Below are 20,546 nucleotides of genomic sequence, written 5' to 3' on the forward strand. Positions count from 1 at the left end.
GCCCCTTCTGGTGGATGTACAGAACTGCTACGGCAGCTGCGCCGCACGTGCCTCACGCCGGTTGTCCCGGAAGTTGTTCACCCGGCGGGCCGTGGCGAACAGCGGGATGACCGCGCCGAGGACCACCTGGAGCGCGCAGCCGGTCTGCAGGAGCAGCAGGCCGCCCGGGGCGTCGAACGCCCAGGCCGCGAGCAGCCCCATGGCCGCGACGATCCACGCGAGCATCGCCACCGCGAGCGGACCCCGCGGCTTGGGGTACTCGACCCGGCTCACCATGAGCCAAGCCGTACCGATGATCGCCATGAGCGTCGCCCAGAAGGGCAGCTCCAGGAGCACGATCGAGACGACCGTGAGCGCGCCGAAGGGCGAGGGCATGCCCTGGAAGGTGCCGTCCTTCACGGTCACGCAACTGAACCGCGCGAGCCGCAGCACCACCGCCAACAGCACGACGATCGCTCCGACCGCGGCCACTCTCTGGTGCGCGTCGTCGGCGACCATGCCGTAGACGAGCACGAAGTACGCGGGGGCCAGACCGAAGCTGATCAGGTCCGACAGGTTGTCGAGCTCGGCGCCCATCGGCGAGGACCGCAGCTTGCGTGCCACGAGCCCGTCGAAGAGGTCGAAGACGGCCGCGCAGAGCATCAGGATCACGGCGGTCGCGGCGGAGTGCCGCGCCATGCCGGTTTCGTTGCTGCCCTGCAGGTGCGGGATGAGGATGCCGGTGGTGGTGAAGTACACCGCCATGAACCCGCACGTGGCGTTACCGAGCGTGAGGGTGTCCGCTATCGAGAGGCGGAGTGAGAGAGGCATCTCCTCGTCGGCCTCGTCCTCGGCCGCCTCGGGCACCCAGCCCGCTTGTGTCTCAGGATCAACCACGGTCAATTCGAGTCACCCCAGCCACGGTCTTCTGACCGACCTCGACGTCCACTTCGACACCCTCGGGGAGGTAGATGTCGACGCGGGAGCCGAAGCGGATCAGGCCGATCCGTTCGCCTTGCTCCACCTTCGTGCCCTGGGGCACGTAAGGGACGATGCGTCGCGCGACCGCGCCCGCGATCTGGATCATCTCGATGTCACCGAGCTCGGTGTCGAAGTGCCAGACAACGCGCTCGTTGTTCTCGCTCTCCTTGTTGAACGCCGGGACGAACCCGCCGGGGATGTGCTCCACGGACGTCACCGTGCCCGCGAGGGGCGCGCGGTTGACGTGGACGTTCAGCGGGCTCATGAAGATCGCGACGCGGGTGCGCCCGTCCTTCCACGGCATGATGCTCTGCACCACACCGTCGGCCGGCGAGATGACCCGGCCCTGGGTGATGTCGCGCTCGGGGTCGCGGAAGAACCACAGCATGCCCGCCGCCAGAGCGGTGGCGGGTACAGCTACGGCCGCGGCGCCCTTGGAGCGACGCGCGCGCACCAGGCTGAGTGCCGCGGTGGCGACAGTCGGCAGGAGCCACGGCGATGCTCCGCGCGCAAGGCGTACGCCAGCGAGGCTGTCGCGTGGTGCAGAGGTTTGGCTGTGGGGCATGGATGACCTTCGTAGCGGATGATGCCGCGCATGAACGGGGGACGGCGGCTTTTTCCGGATGGTATCGGTTGCGAGCCACAACTGGGCAAGCCAGGAAGCGGAGTCGACGGCCGAAGAGTGTTGACAGGGTGTGACCTTCTTCTCGATGAAAACACCCCAAATCGGGCATCTAGCCCTGGAATCGATACTCTTCGAGCAGTCGCCGTCCAATGATCATTTTCTGGATCTCGGCGGTACCTTCGCCGATCAGCAGCATGGGGGCCTCACGGTACAGACGCTCGATCTCGTACTCCTTCGAGAAGCCGTAACCGCCATGAATCCGGAACGCGTCCTCTACGACTTCTTTGCAGTATTCGGACGCGAGGTACTTCGCCATCCCTGCTTCGAGGTCGTTTCGTTCCCCGGAGTCCTTTTTGCGTGCTGCGTTCACCATCATCGCATGGGCGGCCTCGACCTTGGTAGCCATCTCGGCCAGCTTGAACTGAATCGCCTGGTGCTGAGCGATCGCCTTGCCGAAAGTGTGACGTTGCTGGGCATACGAGACGCCGAGCTCAAATGCACGCTGCGCGACACCGCAACCACGAGCCGCGACATTCACACGGCCGACTTCGACACCGTCCATCATTTGGTAAAACCCTCGGCCGGTGGTCCCGCCGAGCACACGATTGGCTGGAATTCGCAGTCCATCCATGATGAGTTCGGTGGTGTCCACCCCCTTGTAGCCCATTTTGTCGATCTTGCCCGGGATGGTGAGGCCGGGTCGGACCTCTCCGAAGCCGGGCTCCTTCTCGACGAGGAAGGTCGTCATCGACTTGTGGGGGGCCGTGCCCTCGGGGTGTCCTTCGTCACTCCGGCACAGAACGGCCACCAGCGTGGACGTACCGCCGTTGGTGAGCCACATCTTCTGACCGTTGAGGACGTACTCGTCGCCGTCCTTGACGCCCTTGGACGTGATCGCGGACACATCGGAGCCGAGCGCGGGCTCCGACATGGAGAACGCGCCGCGCACCTCGCCGGCCGCCATGCGCGGCAGGAAGGTGTCCTTCTGCTCCTGCGTCCCGTGCTGCTTGAGCATGTAAGCGACGATGAAGTGGGTGTTGATGATGCCGGAGACCGACATCCAGCCACGCGCTATCTCCTCGACGCACAGGGCGTACGTGAGCAGCGACTCGCCCAGACCGCCGTACTCCTCCGGGATCATGAGCCCGAAGAGCCCCAACTCCTTGAGACCGTCGACGATCTGCTGCGGGTACTCGTCGCGGTGCTCGAGCTCCGTGGCGACCGGAATGATCTCCTTGTCGACGAAGTCCCGGACGGTGGAGAGGATCTCCTGCTGGATGTCCGTGAGACCTGCGGTCTGCGCGAGTCGGCTCATGGCTACTTCTCCTGCGTCTTCTTGGGAGTGTCCAGGAGCTCCGGGCGGCCGGGCTGCTCGCCGCCGCGCTCCTTGATGTACGTCTCGGTGGGGACCATCACCTTGCGGCGGAACACGCAGACCAGCGTGCCGTCCTGCTTGTAGCCCTTGGTCTCCACGTAGACGATTCCGCGGTCCGACTTGGACTTCGACGGAGTCTTGTCCAGGACCGTGGTCTCGCCGTAGATCGTGTCGCCGTGGAAGGTCGGCGCGACGTGCTTGAGCGACTCGACCTCCAGGTTGGCGATCGCCTTGCCCGAGACGTCCGGCACGGACATGCCCAGAAGCAGCGAGTAGATGTAATTGCCCACGACGACGTTCTTCCCGAAGTCCGTCGTCTTCTCCGCATAGTTGCTGTCCATGTGGAGGGGGTGGTGGTTCATCGTCAGGAGGCAGAAGAGGTGGTCGTCGTACTCGGTGACCGTCTTTCCCGGCCAGTGCTTGTAGACGTCCCCGACGGTGAACTCTTCGTAGGTGCGGCCGAACTGCATGTCAGGCCTCCGGGATCTCGAACTTGGAGGTGCGCGTCATGCCCGCGGCGCGCCCCTTGCCGGAGATGACGAGCGCCATCTTGCGGCTGGCCTCGTCGATCATCTCGTCGCCGAGCATCGCCGAGCCCTTCTTGCCGCCCGCCTCGGAGGTGCAGTAGTCGTACGCGTCCAGGATCAGCTCGGCGTGGTCGAAGTCCTCCTGGGAAGGCGAGAAGACCTCGTTCGCGGCGTCGACCTGGCCGGGGTGCAGGACCCACTTGCCGTCGAAGCCGAGCGCGGCGGCACGGTTGGCGACCTCGCGGTAGCCGTCCACGTTCTTGATCTGGAGGTAGGGGCCGTCGATCGCCTGGAGGTTGTTGGCGCGCGCGGCCATCAGGATCTTCATCAGGATGAAGTGGTAGGCGTCGGCCGGGTAGCCGGGCGGCTGCTCGCCGACGACCAGGGACTTCATGTTGATCGATGCCATGAAGTCGGCCGGGCCGAAGATGATCGTCTCGACGCGCGGCGACGCCTGCGCGATGGCGTTGACGTTGTTCAGGCCCTGCGCGTTCTCGATCTGCGCCTCGATGCCGATCTTGCCGACCTCGAAGCCCATCGTCTTCTCGATCTGCGTGAGCAGGAAGTCGAGCGCGACGACCTGGTCGGCGGTCTGCACCTTCGGCAGCATGATGCAGTCGAGGTTCTGGCCCGCGCCCTCGACGACCGTGACGACGTCGCGGTACGTCCACTCGGTCGTCCAGTCGTTCACGCGCACGACGCGCGTCTTGCCCGTCCAGTCGCCCTCGTTGAGGAACTTGACGATGGTGTGCCTGGCCTCGGGCTTGGCCAGCGGCGCGCAGGCGTCCTCCAGGTCCAGGAAGACCTGGTCGGCGGGGAGGCCCTGGGCCTTCTCCAGGAAGCGCGGGTTCGAACCCGGTACCGCGAGACAGGAGCGGCGCGGACGAAGGCGGTTGATGGGCGCGGTCATGCGGGGACCTCCAGAGGGTCGAGCTTGTTCGCTTTCCGGATCTCGTCGACGATACGGCCGATGATCTCGGTGATGCCGAAGTCCTTGGGGGTGAACACGGCGGCCACACCCGCCGCCTTCAGGTCCTCGGCGTCGCTGTTGGGGATGATGCCGCCCGCGATGACGGGGATGTCGGGCGCGCCCGCCTCGCGCAGGCGCACCAGGACGTCCGGCACGAGCTGCGCGTGCGAGCCGGAGAGGATGGACAGGCCCACCGCGTGCACGTCCTCGGCGAGCGCGGCGGCCACGATCTCCTCGGGCGTGAGCCTGATGCCCTGGTAGACGACCTCGAAGCCGGCGTCACGCGCACGCACCGCGATCTGCTCGGCCCCGTTGGAGTGTCCGTCAAGGCCCGGCTTGCCGACCAGGAAGCGCAGCTTGCCGGTGCCGAGGTCGGCGGCGGTCTTGGCGACCTTGTCCCGGACCAGGGCCAGCGGCGTGCCGGCCTCCGCGGTGACGGCCACCGGAGCGCTGGAGACGCCCGTGGGCGCCCGGAACTCCCCGAAGACCTCCCGCAGGGCGCCGGACCACTCCCCGGTCGTCACACCGGCGCGTGCGCACTCCAGGGTGGCCTCCATGAGGTTGCCCGTGCCCGCGGCGACCTCCTTGAGCTTCTCCAGGGCCTTGCAGGGGCGCGGGTGGTTGAACGGCGGCTGGTAGCGGGTGTCGCGCCAGTGCTTGAGGGCGTTCACGACACGGTTCTCGACCGCCGGGTCCACCGTCATGATCGCGGTGTCCAGGTCCGCGGTGAGCGGGTTCGGCTCGGTCGACTCGTAGGCGTTGACGCCGACGATCTTCTCCTCGCCCGACTCGATGCGTGCCCTGCGCTCGGCGTGCGAGGAGACCAGCTGGGACTTCAGGTAGCCGGACTCGACGGCGGCCATCGCGCCGCCCATCTGCTCGATGCGGTCCATCTCGGCGAGCGACTCCTCGACGAGGGACTCCACCTTGGCCTCGATGACGTGCGAGCCCTCGAAGATGTCCTCGTACTCCAGGAGGTCGCTCTCCAGGGCGAGCACCTGCTGGATGCGCAGCGACCACTGCTGGTCCCACGGCCGCGGCAGTCCCAGGGCCTCGTTCCATGCGGGCAGCTGCACGGCACGCGCGCGTGCGTCCTTGGACAGCGTGACGGCCAGCATCTCCAGGACGATGCGCTGGACGTTGTTCTCGGGCTGCGCCTCGGTCAGGCCGAGCGAGTTGACCTGCACGCCGTAGCGGAACCGGCGCTGCTTGGGGTTGGTGATGCCGTACCGCTCGCGGGTTATCCGGTCCCAGATGCGGCCGAACGCCCGCATCTTGCACATCTCCTCGACGAAGCGGACGCCCGCGTTCACGAAGAAGGAGATACGGGCGACGACATCACCGAACTTCTCCTCCGGCACCTGGCCGGAGTCGCGCACGGCATCCAGGACGGCGACGGCGGTGGACATCGCGTACGCGATCTCCTGCACCGGAGTGGCCCCGGCCTCCTGCAGGTGGTAGCTGCAGATGTTGATCGGGTTCCACTTGGGGATGTGCGCCACCGTGTACGTGATCATGTCGGTGGTCAGGCGGAGGGAGGGGCCCGGCGGGAAGACGTGCGTCCCGCGCGAGAGGTACTCCTTGACGATGTCGTTCTGCGTCGTCCCCTGGAGCTGCGTGATGTCCACGCCCTGCTCCTCCGCGACCACCTGATAGAGCGCCAGAAGCCACATGGCCGTGGCGTTGATCGTCATCGAGGTGTTCATCTGGTCCAGGGGGATGTCCTGGAACAGGCGCCGCATGTCGCCGACGTGCGAGACGGGGACCCCGACCCGGCCGACCTCACCGCGGGCGAGGATGTGGTCCGGGTCGTAGCCGGTCTGCGTGGGCAGGTCGAACGCGACCGAGAGGCCCGTCTGACCCTTGGCGAGGTTGCGCCGGTACAGCTCGTTGGACGCCTCGGCCGTGGAGTGGCCGGCATAGGTCCGCATGAGCCACGGCCGGTCCTTCTGACGCTCTGTCATGTGCGAACCCTCAGCCCTCAGACGTTCCGGAAGCGGTTGATCGCGTCGATGTGCTTGGCCCGCATCTCCGGGTCGCGCACGCCGAGACCCTCCTGGGGTGCGAGGGCGAGCACGCCGACCTTGCCCTGGTGGAGGTTGCGGTGCACGTCGTAGGCGGCCTGTCCGGTGTCCTCGAGGGAGTAGACGCGGGAGAGGGTGGGGTGGATCTTGCCCTTGGCGATGAGGCGGTTGGCCTCCCAGGCCTCGCGGTAGTTCGCGAAGTGCGAGCCGATGATCCGCTTCAGGGACATCCACAGGTAGCGGTTGTCGTACTCGTGGTTGTAGCCCGACGTCGAGGCGCAGGTGACGATCGTGCCGCCCTTGCGCGTGACGTAGACGGAGGCGCCGAAGGTCTCGCGGCCCGGGTGCTCGAAGACGATGTCCACGTCCTCGCCGCCGGTGAGCTCGCGGATGCGCTTGCCGAACCGCTTCCACTCGCGGGGGTCCTGCTCGTGCTCGTTCTTCCAGAACTTGTAGCCCTCGGCGTTGCGGTCGATGACCGCCTCGGCGCCCATGGCCTCGCAGATGGCCGCCTTCTCCGGGCTGGAGACGACACAGATGGGGTTGGCGCCGCCGGCGAGCGCGAACTGGGTGGCATACGAGCCGAGCCCGCCGCTCGCGCCCCAGATCAGCACGTTGTCGCCCTGCTTCATGCCGGCGCCGTTGCGCGAGACGAGCTGGCGGTAGGCGGTGGAGTTCACCAGGCCGGGGGAAGCGGCCTCCTCCCAGCTCAGGTGGTCCGGCTTGGGCATGAGCTGGTTGGACTTGACCAGGGCGATCTCGGCGAGTCCGCCGAAGTTGGTCTCGAAGCCCCAGATGCGCTGCTCGGGGTCGAGCATCGTGTCGTTGTGGCCGTCGCTCGACTCCAGCTCGACGCTCAGGCAGTGCGCGACGACCTCGTCGCCCGGGTTCCAGGCGTTCACGCCGGGGCCGGTGCGCAGGACGACGCCCGCCAGGTCGGAGCCGATGATGTGGTACGGCAGGTCGTGGCGCTTGGTGAGCTCGCTCAGCCGGCCGTAGCGCTCAAGGAAGCTGAACGTGGACACGGGCTCGAAGATCGAGGTCCACACGGAGTTGTAGTTGACCGAGGAGGCCATCACGGCCACCAGGGCCTCGCCCGGGCCGAGTTCGGGGACCGGCACGTCGTCCAGGTGGATCGACTTGCGGGGGTCCTTGTCGCGGGTCTCGAGCCCGGCGAACATCTCCGCCTCGTCCTTGTGCACGGTGATCGCGCGGTAGGACTCGGGGAGCGGAAGAGCGGCGAAGTCGGCGGGAGTGGAGTCCGGCGACTGGATCGCGTCCAGGATTTCCTTCACGGTGATGCCTCCGGCGAAGTTCGTGCCCCCTTTGAGGGGAACACGCTCTTGAGGGTTACGTCGGGTGCTGCTGGTGCTTGTGAGGGTGTGCCGTCGGTTCGGCGAAGGGTGTGACTCGGCAGCGCTTGGTGTGGCGCGGGAGGTTGCCTGTGACGCAGGCGTCCGGGCGCACGAGCCGTGGCTTGTGGGGACAGCCGGCGTACGAAGGTTCTCTGCACGCCGGCCGCCCGGACAACATCAACGTATGACACCGCGTGCCAGGGGGCAAGACACTGAGTGCCATCAATTTTTGAGCGATGATCGATCAGTGCAGGTCAGAGGGTGTGGCGGCATGACAGAAGGGGCGCTACCGGCGGGTAGCGCCCCTTCGGAAGGCGAGGGCAAAAGGGTGGAAAGTGGGACCTACGACTCCCGCAGAGCCTTCTCGATCGTCCGCATGATCTCGTCCAGCGGTGCGTCCGTCCGGGCCACGGTGACCAGGACATCGCCGCCGGTGCTCACCGAGGCCGCCGGAGTGGTGGTGGTGTCACGCCCCGCCCCGATGCCCGAACCGAAGGTCCTGCGGACGATGGCGAAGGCATGGTCCAGCTGGGTCTCCACGTCGCCCTGGCCGCCCGCGCGGAGCCAGCGGCGGAGGACGTGGTTGTGCGCGGTCACCACCGCCGACGCCGCGACCTCCGCGAGCAGCGGATCGTCGTTGCCGTCGTGGTGGGCGTGCTCGTCGAAGTGGCCCAGGAGATAGCGCGTGAAGAGCCGTTCGTAGCGAGCCACCGAGGCGATCTCCCGCTCGCGCAGCGTGGGCACCTCACGCGTCAGGCGATAGCGCTCGACGGACACGGCGGGCGACGCCGCGTACATCTTCATGACTTCCTTGATGCCCCGGCACACCGTGTCGAGCGGGTGCTCGTGCGGCGGCGCCGCGTTCAGGACCGCCTCCGCCCGGATCAACGTGTCGTCGTGGTCCGGGAAGATCGCCTCTTCCTTGGAGCGGAAGTGCCGGAAGAAGGTCCGGCGTGCGACCCCGGCCTGCGCGGCGATCTCGTCGACCGTCGTCGCCTCGTACCCCTTGGACGCGAAGAGCTCCATCGCGGCGGCCGCCAGCTCCCGGCGCATCTTGAGGCGTTGGGCGGCGGCGCGGCTGCCCGCCGCGCTCTCCGGAGCGTCGGGCGTAGCGGGCGTACGTGAGGACTTGGCGGCCTTGGGCATGACCCGAACGTACTGCATATGCGCAGCCGAGTGCTCTGGCGGGACGGGGCCGAGCGACGGCGGGACGGGGCCGCCCGAGGGTTCGAGCAGCCCGCCCCAGTCCGTGTGCGCTCTGCCGTCAGGCGCGCCCCCGTCCGCTTCCGGCCTACCGTCGGGCATATTCGCGGAAGCCGCGGCCGGTCTTGCGGCCGAGGCAGCCCGCGGCCACCAGGTGTTCGAGCAGGGGAGCGGGGGCCAGGCCCGGGTCGCGGAACTCGCGGTGCAGGACCTTCTCGATGGCCAGCGAGACATCGAGGCCGACGACGTCCAGGAGCTCGAAGGGGCCCATGGGGTAGCCGCCGCCGAGCTTCATCGCGGCGTCGATGTCGTCGAGCGTCGCGTAGTGCTCCTGGACCATCTTGACCGCGTTGTTGAGGTACGGGAATAGGAGCGCGTTCACGATGAAACCGGCGCGGTCGCCGCAGTCCACCGGGTGCTTCTTGATCGTCGAGCAGACCTGCCGGACCGTCGCGTGCACGTCGTCGTCCGTGAGGACGGTGCGGACCACCTCGACCAGCTTCATCGCCGGTGCCGGGTTGAAGAAGTGCATGCCGATCACGTCGCCGGGACGCGAGGTGGCACGGGCACAGGCGACGACCGGCAGGGACGAGGTCGTGGTCGCGAGGATCGCGCCCGGCTTGCAGACCTTGTCGAAGGCGGCGAACAGCTGCTGCTTGATCTCCAGGTCCTCGGCGACCGCCTCGAGCGCCAGGTCCACGTCGGCGAACGCGTCGTAGGTACCCGCCGGCGTGATGCGGTCCAGGGTCTTGGCCGCGGTCTCCGCCGTCATCCGCCCCTTGTCGACGGAGCGCGAAAGCGACTTGGAGATACGGGACTTGGCCTTCTCCGCCTTCTCCTCGCTGCGCGCGGCGAGCACCACGTCGTAACCGGCCTTGGCGAAGACCTCGGCGATCCCGGAGGCCATCGTCCCCGACCCCGCGACACCGACCGAGCGGATGGTGCGCCCACCGCCGTGGCGCCCGTCCTCCGGCGGGGTCAGCACGTCCCGCACGACGGCCGAACTGCCGGGCGCCTCGTACGAGTAGAAGCCGCGACCCGCCTTGCGGCCGGTCAGGCCCGCCTCGCTGAGCTGCTTGAGGATCGGCGCGGGTGCGTGCAGACGGTCGTGGGACTCGGAGTACATCGCGTCCAGGACCGTGCGGGCGGTGTCCACGCCGATCAGGTCCAGCAGGGCGAGCGGCCCCATCGGAAGGCCGCAGCCGAGACGCATCGCCGCGTCGATGTCCTCGCGGGAGGCGTACTTCGCCTCGTACATCGCCGCGGCCTGGTTGAGGTAGCCGAACAGCAGGCCGTCGGCGACGAATCCCGGCCGGTCGCCGACCGCGACGGGCTCCTTGCCGAGGGCGTACGCCAGGTCGGTGACGGAGGCGACGGCCGCGGGCGCGGTCAGCACGGACGAGACGACCTCGACCAGCTTCATCGCCGGGGCCGGGTTGAAGAAGTGCAGGCCGAGGACGCGCTCGGGGCGCTGCGACTCGGCGGCCAGGCGGGTCACGGACAGCGCGTTCGTGCCGGTCGCGATGATCGTCCCGGGGCGCACGACACCGTCGAGCTCCCGGATGATCTGCTGCTTGATCTCGTACGACTCCGGGGCGACCTCGATGACCAGGTCGGCGTCCGCCGCGGCCTGCAGGTCGGTGAAGGTGCGGATGCGGGCGAGCGCGTCACGCCGCTCGTCCTCGGTGAGCTGCTCACGGCGCACGGCCCGCGCGGTGGACGACTCGATGGCGGCGACGGCCTGGGCGCCCGCGGCCTCGCTGATGTCGATGCCGATGACCTCGCGTCCCGCGCGGGCCAGGACTTCGGCGATACCGGTGCCCATGGTGCCGAGACCGATCACGGCGACAGTGTTCAGGGGAGTGTCCATGCGTGGACTCCAGGAAGTGAGTGACGACTGAGGGGTGCACGCGGTGCGCGGCAACGGCGGCGCGGCGTACGGAGGGTGAGCTGCTGTGTGTCGTGACCGGGCGGCATGACGCACACGCCCGTGAGGAGTCGACCGGCTCTGTCCCGGAGCCACGTCGTACTGGGTGGAGCTGAGGTGCTCGAGGCACCGAACCGACAAACACTCGCTCGCACCGGCTGCGTCACCAGGCCGCTGCGAGATTCAGATACTGCTGACGGGGAGTGTGCCCCGCTCACATGAGATTAACCGGCGAGTAACGAGCGCGCCAGTCCCCAGGGTTTGTGATCTGCATCGCGGATAGGCTCCCCGTCATGGACGTGGAGTTGCGCACGGTGACGGAACGCTTACGCCGCGAGGCGGGAGTCTCGGAGAGTTACGAGAGGCTGGTCGCGACCGGCGACGTGGAGGAACTGGCTGAGGTGCTCGCCGCGGCGGGTCAGCCACTGTGGGCACGGGAGCTCGCGGCGGTCCGGCTCGGTACCGCGGGGGACAGCCGGGCCTTCGAGTCCCTCGTGCTGCTCCTCAACCACCGGGACCCCTCGCGGTGCGCGGCCGCCGCGTACGCCCTCGCCAGGCTGGGCGATCCTCGTACGGCACGGGCGGCAGCCGCCCTGGCCACCAATGAGCTGCGCGTCGCCTACGCCCTGTACCCCGTGCGTCTGCTCACCGAGCTGCGCGCGCCCGAATCCGCACCCGCCCTCATCACCACGCTGAAGCGCAGGCTCGCCCCGCACGACCCGTACGGGAAAATCGCGCTGGCGTGCGTGGAGGGCCTGGGGGCGCTGGGGGACCCGCGGGCCCGGCCCGTCCTGACACAGGCATGCGGCTACCCGCGGCTCGCGGCAGCGGCGTCCGCGGCCCTCGCCCGACTGCCGGACTAGAGGACGGCGTACGCCTCGATCTCCATCAAAAACCGCGGCGAGACAAGCCCGGCGACTTGCACCGCGGAGGACGCCGGAAGTCGCGCCGCATCCATGTGGACGTCTCGCGCGGCCCGGATCGCGGGCATGTGCGCCATGTCCGTGACGTAGTACGTCAGTTTCACGACGTCGTCGAAGCCGCCGCCCGCTGCCAGCAGGCAGCGCCGCAGATTGTCGAAGACCTGCCGCGCCTGGGCGGCCGGATCGCCCTCGCCGACCAGCTCTCCGTCCTGGTCGAGGGGGAGCTGGCCGGAGATCGCGACGAAGCGGCCGGTGCCCATGACGACGTGCGTGTACGCGGTGGCGGGGAAGACGCCCTCGGGGGCGTTGATGTGGGTCAGTCGGCTCATGTGCCCATCCTGGAGCATGGGTTCACAGCAGCGTGAGCTGCGTGCCGCCGGGTGTGGCGGGCTCGGGTTCGGGGGTGCGGATGCGGCGGGTGGCCTCCGCGCGTGTGGGGCCGATGCCGAACTCCTCGGCCAGTTCGTGCACTTGGCGGGTGATGCGCCGCTGGTACCACTTGGGTGCGTAGGCGCCTTCCGCGTACAGCCGTTCGTAGCGCCGCACGAGGTATGGGTGGTGCCGCTGCAGCCAGGTCATGAACCACTCGCGCGCCCCGGGCCGCAGGTGCAGCACCAGCGGGGTCACCGAGGTCGCCCCCGAGGCGGCGATGGCCCGCACGGTCGCCCGCAGTTGCTCGGACCGGTCCCCGAGGAAGGGGATGACCGGCGCCATCAGCACCCCGCACCCGATGCCGTGCTCGGTCAGCGTCCGTACGACGTCCAGACGCCTCTGTGGGGCGGGCGTGCCCGGCTCCACGGTGCGCCACAGTTCCTGGTCGACGAAGCCGACGGACACCGAGATCCCGACGTCGGTGACGTCGGCGGCCTGCCGCAGCAGGTCGAGGTCCCGCAGGATCAGCGTGCCCTTCGTGAGGATGGAGAAGGGGTTCGCGTGATCGCGCAGGGCGGCGATGATCCCGGGCATCAGGCCATAGCGCCCCTCCGCCCGCTGATAGCAGTCGACGTTTGTGCCCATCGCTATGTGCTCGCCGAGCCAGCGGGGCGAGGCGAGCCGGCGCCGCAGCAGATCGGGGGCATTGACCTTGACCACGATCTGGCTGTCGAAGCCGAGCCCCGTGTCCAGGTCCAGATAGCTGTGCGTCTTGCGCGCGAAGCAGTAGACGCAGGCGTGCGAACAGCCCCGGTACGGATTGACCGTCCACTCGAACGGCATGCGGGACGCCCCGGGCACCCGGTTCACGATCGTTCTGGCCCGGATCTCGTGGAACGTGATCCCACGGAACTCGGGGGTGTCGAAGGTCCTCGTGGTGACCGCGTCCGCGCCGAACAGCGCGGCATCCGCGACACCTCGTGACGGCCCGTCGGCGAGGTTCTCCCAGCGCATGACGCCTCCTCGGTAGCACTGACCACAGAATAGAACACATGTTCCCTTGATCGTGCGAGGGGATACCTCGGCGACCCCGATTTGGGGGCCCGGTACGCAGGGTGGTTGGCTTCCGGGGATCACCCTGAACAACCGAGTGCTGGAGGAAGTGCCATGGCGCAGGTCGAGGCGACCACGGAGCGGATCATCGCGGCGCAGCCGGAGGACGTCTTCGACGCGCTCGCCGACTACGAAGGCACGCGTCCGAAGATCCTGTCGGAGCACTTCAGCGAGTTCGAGGTGCGCGAGGGCGGCGACGGCGAGGGGACGCTCGTCCACTGGAAGCTGCAGGCCACCAGCAAGCGCATCCGGGACTGCCTCCTGGAGGTCAGCGAGCCGACCGACGGGGAGCTCGTCGAGAAGGACCGCAACTCCTCCATGGTCACCACCTGGACCGTGACCCCGGCGGGGGAGGGCAAGGCGCGCGTGGTCGTCTCCACCGTGTGGAACGGCGCGGGCGGCATCGGCGGCTTCTTCGAGAAGACCTTCGCGCCCAAGGGCCTCGGGCGGATCTACGACGAGGTGCTCGGCAAGCTCGCCGCCGAGGTCGAGAAGTAGGACGGCGTCAGGCCGGACCTCAACTCCGGTAGCCCAACAGGGTTGTTGTCACGCTCACCGTTTCGAGTGGTTTTCTGTTCGGGCCAATTGTACGGCGTAGGGCTCCGACCGGCGCATACGTGTGCCGGACCCCCGACAGGGGCGACTCGTCGCGCTTGCTCGCAGTTGTCGCGTAATGCGAGAAATGCGGCGCAGGCGCAGACGAGGGGAGCAGGACGTGGGCGGCACGACGCTGGTGAAGGGCGCCGAGCAGGGGGACTTGTCGGTGGTGGCGGTGCCTCCGGGCGTCGAGGAGCCGCCACCACCCCAGGAGCACGTGTCGGCGACGGCGGGACTCAGTCCCGGCCGTGTCCGGATGGTCTTCGTCGGGCTCATGCTCGCCCTGCTGCTCGCCGCGCTCGAGCAGATGATCGTCGCCACCGCGCTTCCGAAGATCGTCGGTGAGCTGCACGGCCTGGACAAGATGTCCTGGGCGATCACCGCCTACCTGCTGACGTCCACGATCGGCCTGCCCATCTACGGCAAGCTCGGCGACCTCTTCGGACGCAAGGGCGTCTTCCAGTTCGCGATCGTCGTCTTCATCGTCGGATCCGCGCTCGCCGGCTGGTCGCGCACGATGGACCAGCTCATCGCCTTCCGCGCCATCCAGGGCATCGGCGCGGGCGGACTCATGATCGGCGTGCAGGCGATCATCGCGGACATCGTCCCGCCCCGCGAACGCGGCCGCTACATGGGCCTGATCGGCGCCGCCTTCGGCCTCGCGTCGGTCGCGGGACCACTGCTCGGCGGCTTCTTCACCGACCACGTCACCTGGCGCTGGTGCTTCTACTTCAACGTGCCCTTCGGGCTCGTCACCCTCCTCGTCGTCAGCTTCGGGCTCAAGCTGCCCAAGCGCGCGGTCAAGGCCCGACTCGACGTGCTCGGCGCGCTGTTGCTCGCCTCCGCCTCCACCTGCCTGGTGCTCCTGACCAGTTGGGGCGGCACCGAGTACGAGTGGGGCTCACGCGTCATCCTGGGTCTCGCGGCGGGGGCCCTCGCCTCGATCGTGCTCTTCGTGGTCGCCGAAAGCTTCGCCGCAGAACCGATCATCCCGCTGCGCCTGTTCCGCGACCCGGTCTTCAACATCACCGCGCTGGTCGGCATGGTCGTGGGCATCGCCCTCTTCGGGGCGGCCAGTTACCTGCCGACCTTCCTGCAGATGGTCGACGGGGCGAGCGCCACCGAGTCCGGACTGCTCATGCTGCCGATGATGGGCGGCGTGGTCGGCGCCTCGATCCTCTCCGGCCAGCTCATCAGCCACACCGGGCGCTACAAGATCTACCCGGTCATCGGCGGCATCCTCTCCGTCATCGGCATGTACCTGCTCTCCCGGCTCGAAGCCGACACGCCCCGACTGCACTACAGCATCTGGATGGCCGTTCTGGGCGCGGGCGTCGGCCTGGTCATGCCGGTGCTCATCCTCGCCGTGCAGAACGCCGTACGCCCCTCCGACCTGGGCACGGCCACCAGCGCCAACAACTACTTCCGGCAGATCGGCGGCAGTGTCGGCGCCGCCATCTTCGGCACGCTCTTCGCCGACCGCCTCGCGGACTCGCTCGCCGACCGCCTCCCGGCCGGGGCCGGCCTTCCGGACCCCGAGGCCATCACCCCGCAGCTCGTCCACGCGATGCCCGCCCCGCTGCGCGAGGGCTACATCCAGGCGTACGCCGACGCGATGCCCCGCATCTTCCTGTACCTGGTGCCGGTGCTCGCCCTCGGCATGCTGATCACCTTCTTCCTCAAGGAGACCCCCCTGTTGTCCAGCGCAGCGTCCCAGGACGCCCCCACCGCCGAAGCCACACCCGTCCCCCAGGCCCGTACCTCCTACGCCGCCGGAGTACCCGTCTGCGGCACCGTGCAGCATCCGGACGGCACCGTCGTGCCCCGCGCCGCCCTGACCCTCATCGACGTCGGGGGCCGGCAGATCGGCCGCGGCGCGAGCGGCGACGACGGGCGCTACGCGCTCTCCACGCCGGGCTCGGGATCGTTCGTCCTGATCGCGGCCGCGGGCGGCCATCAGCCGCAGGCGGTCACCGTCACCGTCGGCGAGCGTCCCGTGGAGCTCGACGTGGTGCTCGGCGGCGCGGGACGCCTGGCGGGCAGCGTGGTCACCGCCGACGGAACCCCGGTCAGGGACGCCGCGGTGACCCTCACCGACGTCCGCGGTGAGGTCGTCGCCACCACCCGCAGCGGGCGCGAAGGCGGCTATGTGATCACGGAGCTGGTGGCCGGCGAGTACACCCTGGCCGCCAGCGCACCCGCCTTCCGCCCGGCGGCCCTGCCCGTCAGCGTGCAGGCCTCGCGCGAGACGCGGCAGGACGTCGAGCTCGCAGGCGGTGCCGTCCTGCGCGGCACCGTGCGGGCCACCGGCGGCCGCCCCGTGGAGGACGCCCGCGTGACGCTGCTCGACGCGGCGGGCAACGTCGTGGACACCCTCACGACCAGGGAGGACGGCACCTTCCGGTTCATCGACCTGTCGTCCGGCGAGTACACGGTCATCGCCGCGGGCTATCCGCCGGTGGCGACCGTGCTCCAGGTCGCGGGCGGGGGACGCACGGAACGGGATCTCCAGCTGGGCCACGAGGACTAGGGCCCCTCTGACGGGAGGGAAAGGGCCCTTCCGGCGGGAGGGAGAGAAAATACCCGCCGGAGGCGCCCCCGTGAGGCCCAATTCCCTTATTGCACCGCACGGCAACCTGTGCCGGTCGTACGGTGGTTGGGGCGGCGCAGGCCTTCGCGGTGCCGCCGGAAGGAGCGTTGGCCATGGAATACGGCACCCCGGACGGGCCGGTGGCGCAGCATGCCGTGGCCGGCCGGATCCCACTCGCCGTGGTCGTCATCGACGGCGCGGGCCTCGTGTCGCACTGGAGCACCGGCGCGCGCAGACTTTTCGGGTACGCGAAAGAGGTGGCGGTCGGCAGCCCGGCGGGCGACCTGCTCCCGGTGGCGGGCGCGATCCCCGCGGGCCACGCCGACTACGGCGAGTACGACGGCCTGGGCCCCGACCTGGAGACCTCCCTCGACGGACGCATCTCGTACCCCGCAGCCGGGCGCGCGCGGCTCTCCGTGCCCGGCGGCGAAGACCACAGGGTGGACGTCCTGTGGTGGGCGTACCCCCTCATCGGCCCCGGGCCGGAACGGCTGCTCGTCCTCGCGGCGGACGCCGACCGGCTGGCCGACGAGGACGATCCCGAGCCGGGGCAGGTCGAGCGGATCGCGCCGGGCTTCGCCCTGCACACGGACTTCCCCGGAGCGGACGAGCTGGCCGGGCGGCTGCCCGAGATCCTGCCCAGCATGAGCGTGGGCGAGAGCTCCCGCATCGTGGCGCAGATCCTCGAACTGGGCTATCCCGTCCTGGAGTTCAGCAAGCACGACCGCGTGCCCGTCACGCCCGACTGGGGCGTGCCACGGCGGGCCGAGCGCAAGGCCCGCAGGCTGCGCGCACAGCAGGCCGCCGCCGACGGCCGCACGCCGGAGCCCGGCACCAGCGACGAGGGCGAGGACCTCGAGTACGCGGCGGTACGCGAACACCTGGAGTTCCTGAACGAGGTCAGCGGACGCATCGGCTCCTCGCTCGACCTCTCGCGCACCATCATCGAGGTCAGCCGCGCCGTCGTGCCCCGGTTCACGGACGTCGCGGGCACGTATCTGCGCGAACAGGTCGTCGCGGGCGAGGGCTTCCCCGAGGGGCCACCGGACGAGACCACGATGTGGCACAGGGTCGCCGTGGAGCACACGGACGAGCCGGGCCGCTGGGACGACGTCGTACCCGTCGGCGAATCCATGCCCTTCCCGTCGCACACCCCGTTCTTCCAGTGCATGACCTCGGGCGATCCGGTCCTCGTGCCGCGCATCACCGAGGAGATGGGCAACGCCATCGCCTCGCAGTTCGAGAAGCGCGACATCCGCCCGCTCATCAACCACCGCTCGATGCTCGTCGTACCCCTGAAGGCCCGCAATGTGGTGCTCGGATTCATGATCCTGCTGCGCCACCGGGAGCGGCCCGTCTTCAACGACATGGACCGCGTCACCGGCGCCGAACTCGCCGCCCGGGCGGGCCTCGTGCTCGACAACGCCCGCATGTACACCTACCAGGAGAGCGTCGCCGACACCCTCCAGGACAGCATGCTGCCGCACATCGAGCCGCGCATGACCGGCTGCGACATCGCCACCCGCTATCTGCCGGGCACGCTCCTCGGCCGGGTCGGCGGCGACTGGTTCGACTCCGTGAAGCTGCCCGGATCGCGCACCGCGCTCGTCGTCGGCGACGTGATGGGCCACGGACTCAACTCGGCGGCGATGATGGGCCAGTTGCGCACCGCCGTACAGACCATGGCCGCCCTGGACCTGCCGCCCGCCCAGCTCCTGCGCAACCTCGACGACCTGGCGCAGCGGCTCGGCGAGCACTACCTCGCGACCTGCCTGTACGCGGTCTACGATCCCATCGCGAGCGAGCTGCACCTCGCCAACGCGGGCCACATCCCGCCCGTGCTCGTCCGCGCCGAGGACGGCCGCAGCGAACTCCTCGAACTGCCGACGGGGGCGCCCATCGGCGTGGGAGGTGTGCCCTTCGAGGCGGTCACCGTACGCGTGGCGCCCGGCGACCGGCTCCTGATGTGCACCGACGGCCTCGTCGAGGTCCGCGGCGAGGACATCGGCGTCGGCCTCGCCACGCTCACCGAGTCCGCGGCCCACCCGGCCGCCTCCATGGACGCCGCCTGCGACACCATCATCCGCGCGCTCAACACGCGCGGCGGGCGCAAGGACGACGTGGCCCTCCTGATGGCACGCCTGAACGGCATCGCGGACGAGGACGTCGCGAGCTGGCGGCTCGCACTCGACCCGAGCGAGGTGAGCAGGGCCCGCGACCTGGTCCGCGACCAGCTGCGCGGCTGGTCACGCGACGCCCTCGCCGAGACCACCGAGCTCCTGGTCAGCGAGCTCGTCACCAACGCCGTACGGCACGCGCGCGGCGGCGGCGTCGAGCTCCGACTCGTCCGCTCCGGGGCCACGCTGATCTGCGAGGTCGAGGACGACGACCACACCCTGCCCACCTTGCTGAACGCGGGCCCCGGCGACGAGTTCGGGCGCGGGCTGCGGGTCGTCAGCGTGCTTGCCAAGGAGTGGGGAACCAGCCGCACGGCCTCCGGCAAGACCGTGTGGTTCGAGCTGGGACCGCCGCGCGCTTGAGGGGCCCGGCGGGTAAGGGCTCCGGGCGCTCCGCGGGGGCGTACGCACGGCGGAAAGGTGTCGAAGGCGCGGGATTGGTTGCGCCGGTGACTTGTCCGTGCACCCCGGGCGCGATAGACCGATCTTGCCGTCGGCTTCGGCGGTCGTCGTCGCGATCCTGGGGAGCTGGGCATGAGCGTCACGAGTCGGTACAGGGATGCCTGGGAGGGGTTCTGGCGGGACGCCCCCGGCGAAGCGGGAGCCGTCTTCTGGGACGCGGAACCCGTGCTCACCGCAGGCATCCACCTCGCCCTCTTCGAACCGCACATGGTGGCGGCGGGCCTGCCCGTCCTGGACCTCGGCTGCGGCAACGGCACCCAGACGCGCTTCATCGCCGACCGCTACCCGCGCGTCCTCGGCGCCGACCTGTCCGCCGCCGCGCTGCGTCACGCGCGGGACGCCGACCCGGCGGGGCAGGTGGAGTTCCGGCAGGTCGACGCAGTGGAGAAGGCCGAGGCCGAGCAGCTGCACGCGGAGATCGGCGACGCGAACGTCTACATGCGCGGCGTGCTCCACCAGTGCGATCCCGACGACCGCCAGCCACTCGTGAACGGCATCGCGACGCTGCTCGGCGAGCGCGGCAGAGGTTTCGTCGTGGAGCTCGCCGAGGCCGCGGGGCCGATCCTGCGGGGCCTCGCCCAGAGCCCCGAGGGCCCGCCACCGAAGCTGGCGCCGGTGTTCGCGCACGGCATCGCGCCGGGCGAGGTCGCCGACGCCGCGGTGCCGAAGTACGTCGCCGCGGCGGGCCTCACGGTGTTCGCGAAAGGCGAACTCCCGCTGACAACAACCGAGTTCACCCCGGACGGCACACGGATCGAACTGCCGTCGAAGTGGCTGGTGGTGGGGCGGGCGGGCTGAGCCTGTCAGAGGGGCGGGGCGGGCAGCGCGGCGACGACCGGGTGGTCGCGGTCGAGCGACCCGAGCTGCGATGCACCGCCCGGGGAGCCGAGCTCGGCGAAGAACTCGAGGTCCGTCTTCCGGTAGTCCTGCCACTCGTCGGGAGTGTCGTCCTCGAAGAAGATGGCCTCGACCGGGCAGACGGGTTCGCAGGCACCGCAGTCGACGCATTCGTCGGGCTGGATGTACATCTTCCGCGCGCCCTCATAGATGCAGTCGACGGGACATTCGTCGACGCAGGCCTTGTCCTTGAGGTCGACGCAGGGCTGGGCGATGACGTAGGTCATGAGGATCGCTCCACGGTCCAGGTGTCGTTGCCGGTGAGGAGGGCGGTCAGGTCGCCTTTGCCGTTCTGCTCGATGGCGGTGTCGAGCTGGTCGGACATCAGGGTGTCGTAGACGGGGCGTTCGACGTTGCGGAAGACGCCGATCGGGGTGTGGTGCAGGGTGTCCGGATCGGCGAGGCGGGAGAGCGCGAAGGCCAGCGTCGGCGAGGTCGAGTGCGCGTCG

Annotated in this window: 17 protein-coding genes and 1 pseudogene; 5 read left to right on the forward strand and 13 right to left on the reverse strand. The window is 69.3% G+C overall.

All coding sequences use genetic code 11. The features are described 5' to 3' along the window. Window positions 1–27: 27 nt before the first annotated feature. The 9 genes from pssA to ACWD02_RS41720 form a co-directional block, all read right to left on the reverse strand. On the reverse strand, window positions 28–882 hold the full coding sequence (gene pssA / locus ACWD02_RS41680; protein ID WP_451221784.1) for a CDP-diacylglycerol--serine O-phosphatidyltransferase: 855 nt from the start codon (window positions 880–882) through the stop codon (window positions 28–30). Next, window positions 869–1,525 carry a phosphatidylserine decarboxylase gene (locus tag ACWD02_RS41685; protein ID WP_451221787.1) on the reverse strand — a complete coding sequence of 219 codons (657 nt, stop codon included), beginning with the start codon at window positions 1,523–1,525 and terminating at the stop codon, window positions 869–871. Before ACWD02_RS41685 ends, pssA begins: the two co-directional genes overlap by 14 nt. A 169-nt stretch (window positions 1,526–1,694) precedes the next feature. Further along, entirely contained in the window at window positions 1,695–2,900 is a 1,206-nt protein-coding gene (locus ACWD02_RS41690; protein ID WP_160508249.1) for an acyl-CoA dehydrogenase family protein, read from the reverse strand. A 2-nt stretch (window positions 2,901–2,902) separates the two neighbouring features. Further along, complete coding sequence (locus ACWD02_RS41695) at window positions 2,903–3,430, reverse strand: MaoC family dehydratase (RefSeq protein WP_451221791.1); 528 nt, start codon at window positions 3,428–3,430, stop codon at window positions 2,903–2,905. Between the two features lies 1 nt (window position 3,431). Next, the gene (locus ACWD02_RS41700; protein ID WP_363209448.1) at window positions 3,432–4,397 is read right to left on the reverse strand and encodes an HpcH/HpaI aldolase/citrate lyase family protein; all 966 of its coding nucleotides are present in this window, start codon (window positions 4,395–4,397) and stop codon (window positions 3,432–3,434) included. Next, a complete protein-coding gene (locus ACWD02_RS41705; protein WP_451221794.1) occupies window positions 4,394–6,421 on the reverse strand; it encodes a protein meaA in 2,028 nt (675 codons plus the stop codon). The genes ACWD02_RS41700 and ACWD02_RS41705 overlap by 4 nt, the downstream gene beginning before the upstream one ends. Window positions 6,422–6,438: 17 nt before the next feature. Continuing rightward, window positions 6,439–7,776 carry a crotonyl-CoA carboxylase/reductase gene (ccrA, locus tag ACWD02_RS41710; protein ID WP_451221797.1) on the reverse strand — a complete coding sequence of 446 codons (1,338 nt, stop codon included), beginning with the start codon at window positions 7,774–7,776 and terminating at the stop codon, window positions 6,439–6,441. Between the two features lie 402 nt (window positions 7,777–8,178). Then, window positions 8,179–8,982 carry a TetR family transcriptional regulator gene (locus ACWD02_RS41715; protein WP_451221800.1) on the reverse strand — a complete coding sequence of 268 codons (804 nt, stop codon included), beginning with the start codon at window positions 8,980–8,982 and terminating at the stop codon, window positions 8,179–8,181. 145 nt (window positions 8,983–9,127) lie between these two features. Continuing rightward, entirely contained in the window at window positions 9,128–10,909 is a 1,782-nt protein-coding gene (locus ACWD02_RS41720) for a 3-hydroxyacyl-CoA dehydrogenase family protein (RefSeq protein WP_451221803.1), read from the reverse strand. A 350-nt stretch (window positions 10,910–11,259) separates the two neighbouring features. Here ACWD02_RS41720 and ACWD02_RS41725 point away from each other — a divergent pair, with 350 nt between their 5' ends. Then, a complete protein-coding gene (locus tag ACWD02_RS41725; protein ID WP_451221806.1) occupies window positions 11,260–11,829 on the forward strand; it encodes an adenylosuccinate lyase in 570 nt (189 codons plus the stop codon). Here the strand turns inward: ACWD02_RS41725 and ACWD02_RS41730 are convergent. Both ACWD02_RS41730 and ACWD02_RS41735 read right to left on the reverse strand, forming a co-directional pair. Continuing rightward, entirely contained in the window at window positions 11,826–12,218 is a 393-nt protein-coding gene (locus ACWD02_RS41730) for a RidA family protein (RefSeq protein WP_451221809.1), read from the reverse strand. The two genes, ACWD02_RS41725 and ACWD02_RS41730, sit on opposite strands and share 4 nt — an antisense overlap. A gap of 22 nt (window positions 12,219–12,240) precedes the next feature. Beyond that, window positions 12,241–13,275: an Rv2578c family radical SAM protein gene (locus tag ACWD02_RS41735; RefSeq protein ID WP_451221812.1), complete on the reverse strand. Its 1,035-nt coding sequence runs from the start codon at window positions 13,273–13,275 to the stop codon at window positions 12,241–12,243. Window positions 13,276–13,428: 153 nt separating this feature from the next. On the opposite strand from ACWD02_RS41735, the gene ACWD02_RS41740 reads away from it, so the two are divergent. The 4 genes from ACWD02_RS41740 (at window position 13,429) to ACWD02_RS41755 (ending at window position 19,998) form a co-directional block, all read left to right on the forward strand. After that, complete coding sequence (locus ACWD02_RS41740; RefSeq protein WP_451221815.1) at window positions 13,429–13,872, forward strand: SRPBCC family protein; 444 nt, start codon at window positions 13,429–13,431, stop codon at window positions 13,870–13,872. 217 nt (window positions 13,873–14,089) lie between these two features. Continuing rightward, window positions 14,090–16,501: an MFS transporter gene (locus tag ACWD02_RS41745; RefSeq protein WP_451221818.1), complete on the forward strand. Its 2,412-nt coding sequence runs from the start codon at window positions 14,090–14,092 to the stop codon at window positions 16,499–16,501. Between the two features lie 173 nt (window positions 16,502–16,674). Beyond that, entirely contained in the window at window positions 16,675–19,101 is a 2,427-nt protein-coding gene (locus tag ACWD02_RS41750; protein WP_451221821.1) for a SpoIIE family protein phosphatase, read from the forward strand. 171 nt (window positions 19,102–19,272) lie between these two features. Beyond that, a complete protein-coding gene (locus tag ACWD02_RS41755; RefSeq protein WP_451221824.1) occupies window positions 19,273–19,998 on the forward strand; it encodes a class I SAM-dependent methyltransferase in 726 nt (241 codons plus the stop codon). A 5-nt stretch (window positions 19,999–20,003) separates the two neighbouring features. Here ACWD02_RS41755 and fdxA read toward each other — a convergent pair whose 3' ends face one another. Continuing rightward, complete coding sequence (gene fdxA, locus ACWD02_RS41760) at window positions 20,004–20,324, reverse strand: ferredoxin (RefSeq protein WP_451221827.1); 321 nt, start codon at window positions 20,322–20,324, stop codon at window positions 20,004–20,006. Next, a pseudogene (locus ACWD02_RS41765) lies at window positions 20,321–20,546 on the reverse strand (2-oxoacid:ferredoxin oxidoreductase subunit beta); the annotation flags it as partial. The pseudogene ACWD02_RS41765 and the gene fdxA, both read right to left, overlap by 4 nt.

It is taken from the genome of Streptomyces sp. NPDC002853 (assembly GCF_053591915.1).

What these genes read in the sequence shown, in the direction of transcription:
- ACWD02_RS41685 (WP_451221787.1), bottom strand. Translation starts at nt 1,525, where the DNA reads ATGCCCCACAGCCAAACCTCTGCACCACGCGACAGCCTCGCTGGCGTA.
- ACWD02_RS41690 (WP_160508249.1), bottom strand. Translation starts at nt 2,900, where the DNA reads ATGAGCCGACTCGCGCAGACCGCAGGTCTCACGGACATCCAGCAGGAG.
- ACWD02_RS41695 (WP_451221791.1), bottom strand. Translation starts at nt 3,430, where the DNA reads ATGCAGTTCGGCCGCACCTACGAAGAGTTCACCGTCGGGGACGTCTAC.
- ACWD02_RS41700 (WP_363209448.1), bottom strand. Translation starts at nt 4,397, where the DNA reads ATGACCGCGCCCATCAACCGCCTTCGTCCGCGCCGCTCCTGTCTCGCG.
- ACWD02_RS41705 (WP_451221794.1), bottom strand. Translation starts at nt 6,421, where the DNA reads ATGACAGAGCGTCAGAAGGACCGGCCGTGGCTCATGCGGACCTATGCC.
- ACWD02_RS41715 (WP_451221800.1), bottom strand. Translation starts at nt 8,982, where the DNA reads ATGCCCAAGGCCGCCAAGTCCTCACGTACGCCCGCTACGCCCGACGCT.
- ACWD02_RS41720 (WP_451221803.1), bottom strand. Translation starts at nt 10,909, where the DNA reads ATGGACACTCCCCTGAACACTGTCGCCGTGATCGGTCTCGGCACCATG.
- ACWD02_RS41725 (WP_451221806.1), top strand. Translation starts at nt 11,260, where the DNA reads ATGGACGTGGAGTTGCGCACGGTGACGGAACGCTTACGCCGCGAGGCG.
- ACWD02_RS41730 (WP_451221809.1), bottom strand. Translation starts at nt 12,218, where the DNA reads ATGAGCCGACTGACCCACATCAACGCCCCCGAGGGCGTCTTCCCCGCC.
- ACWD02_RS41735 (WP_451221812.1), bottom strand. Translation starts at nt 13,275, where the DNA reads ATGCGCTGGGAGAACCTCGCCGACGGGCCGTCACGAGGTGTCGCGGAT.
- ACWD02_RS41740 (WP_451221815.1), top strand. Translation starts at nt 13,429, where the DNA reads ATGGCGCAGGTCGAGGCGACCACGGAGCGGATCATCGCGGCGCAGCCG.
- ACWD02_RS41750 (WP_451221821.1), top strand. Translation starts at nt 16,675, where the DNA reads ATGGAATACGGCACCCCGGACGGGCCGGTGGCGCAGCATGCCGTGGCC.
- ACWD02_RS41755 (WP_451221824.1), top strand. Translation starts at nt 19,273, where the DNA reads ATGAGCGTCACGAGTCGGTACAGGGATGCCTGGGAGGGGTTCTGGCGG.
- fdxA (WP_451221827.1), bottom strand. Translation starts at nt 20,324, where the DNA reads ATGACCTACGTCATCGCCCAGCCCTGCGTCGACCTCAAGGACAAGGCC.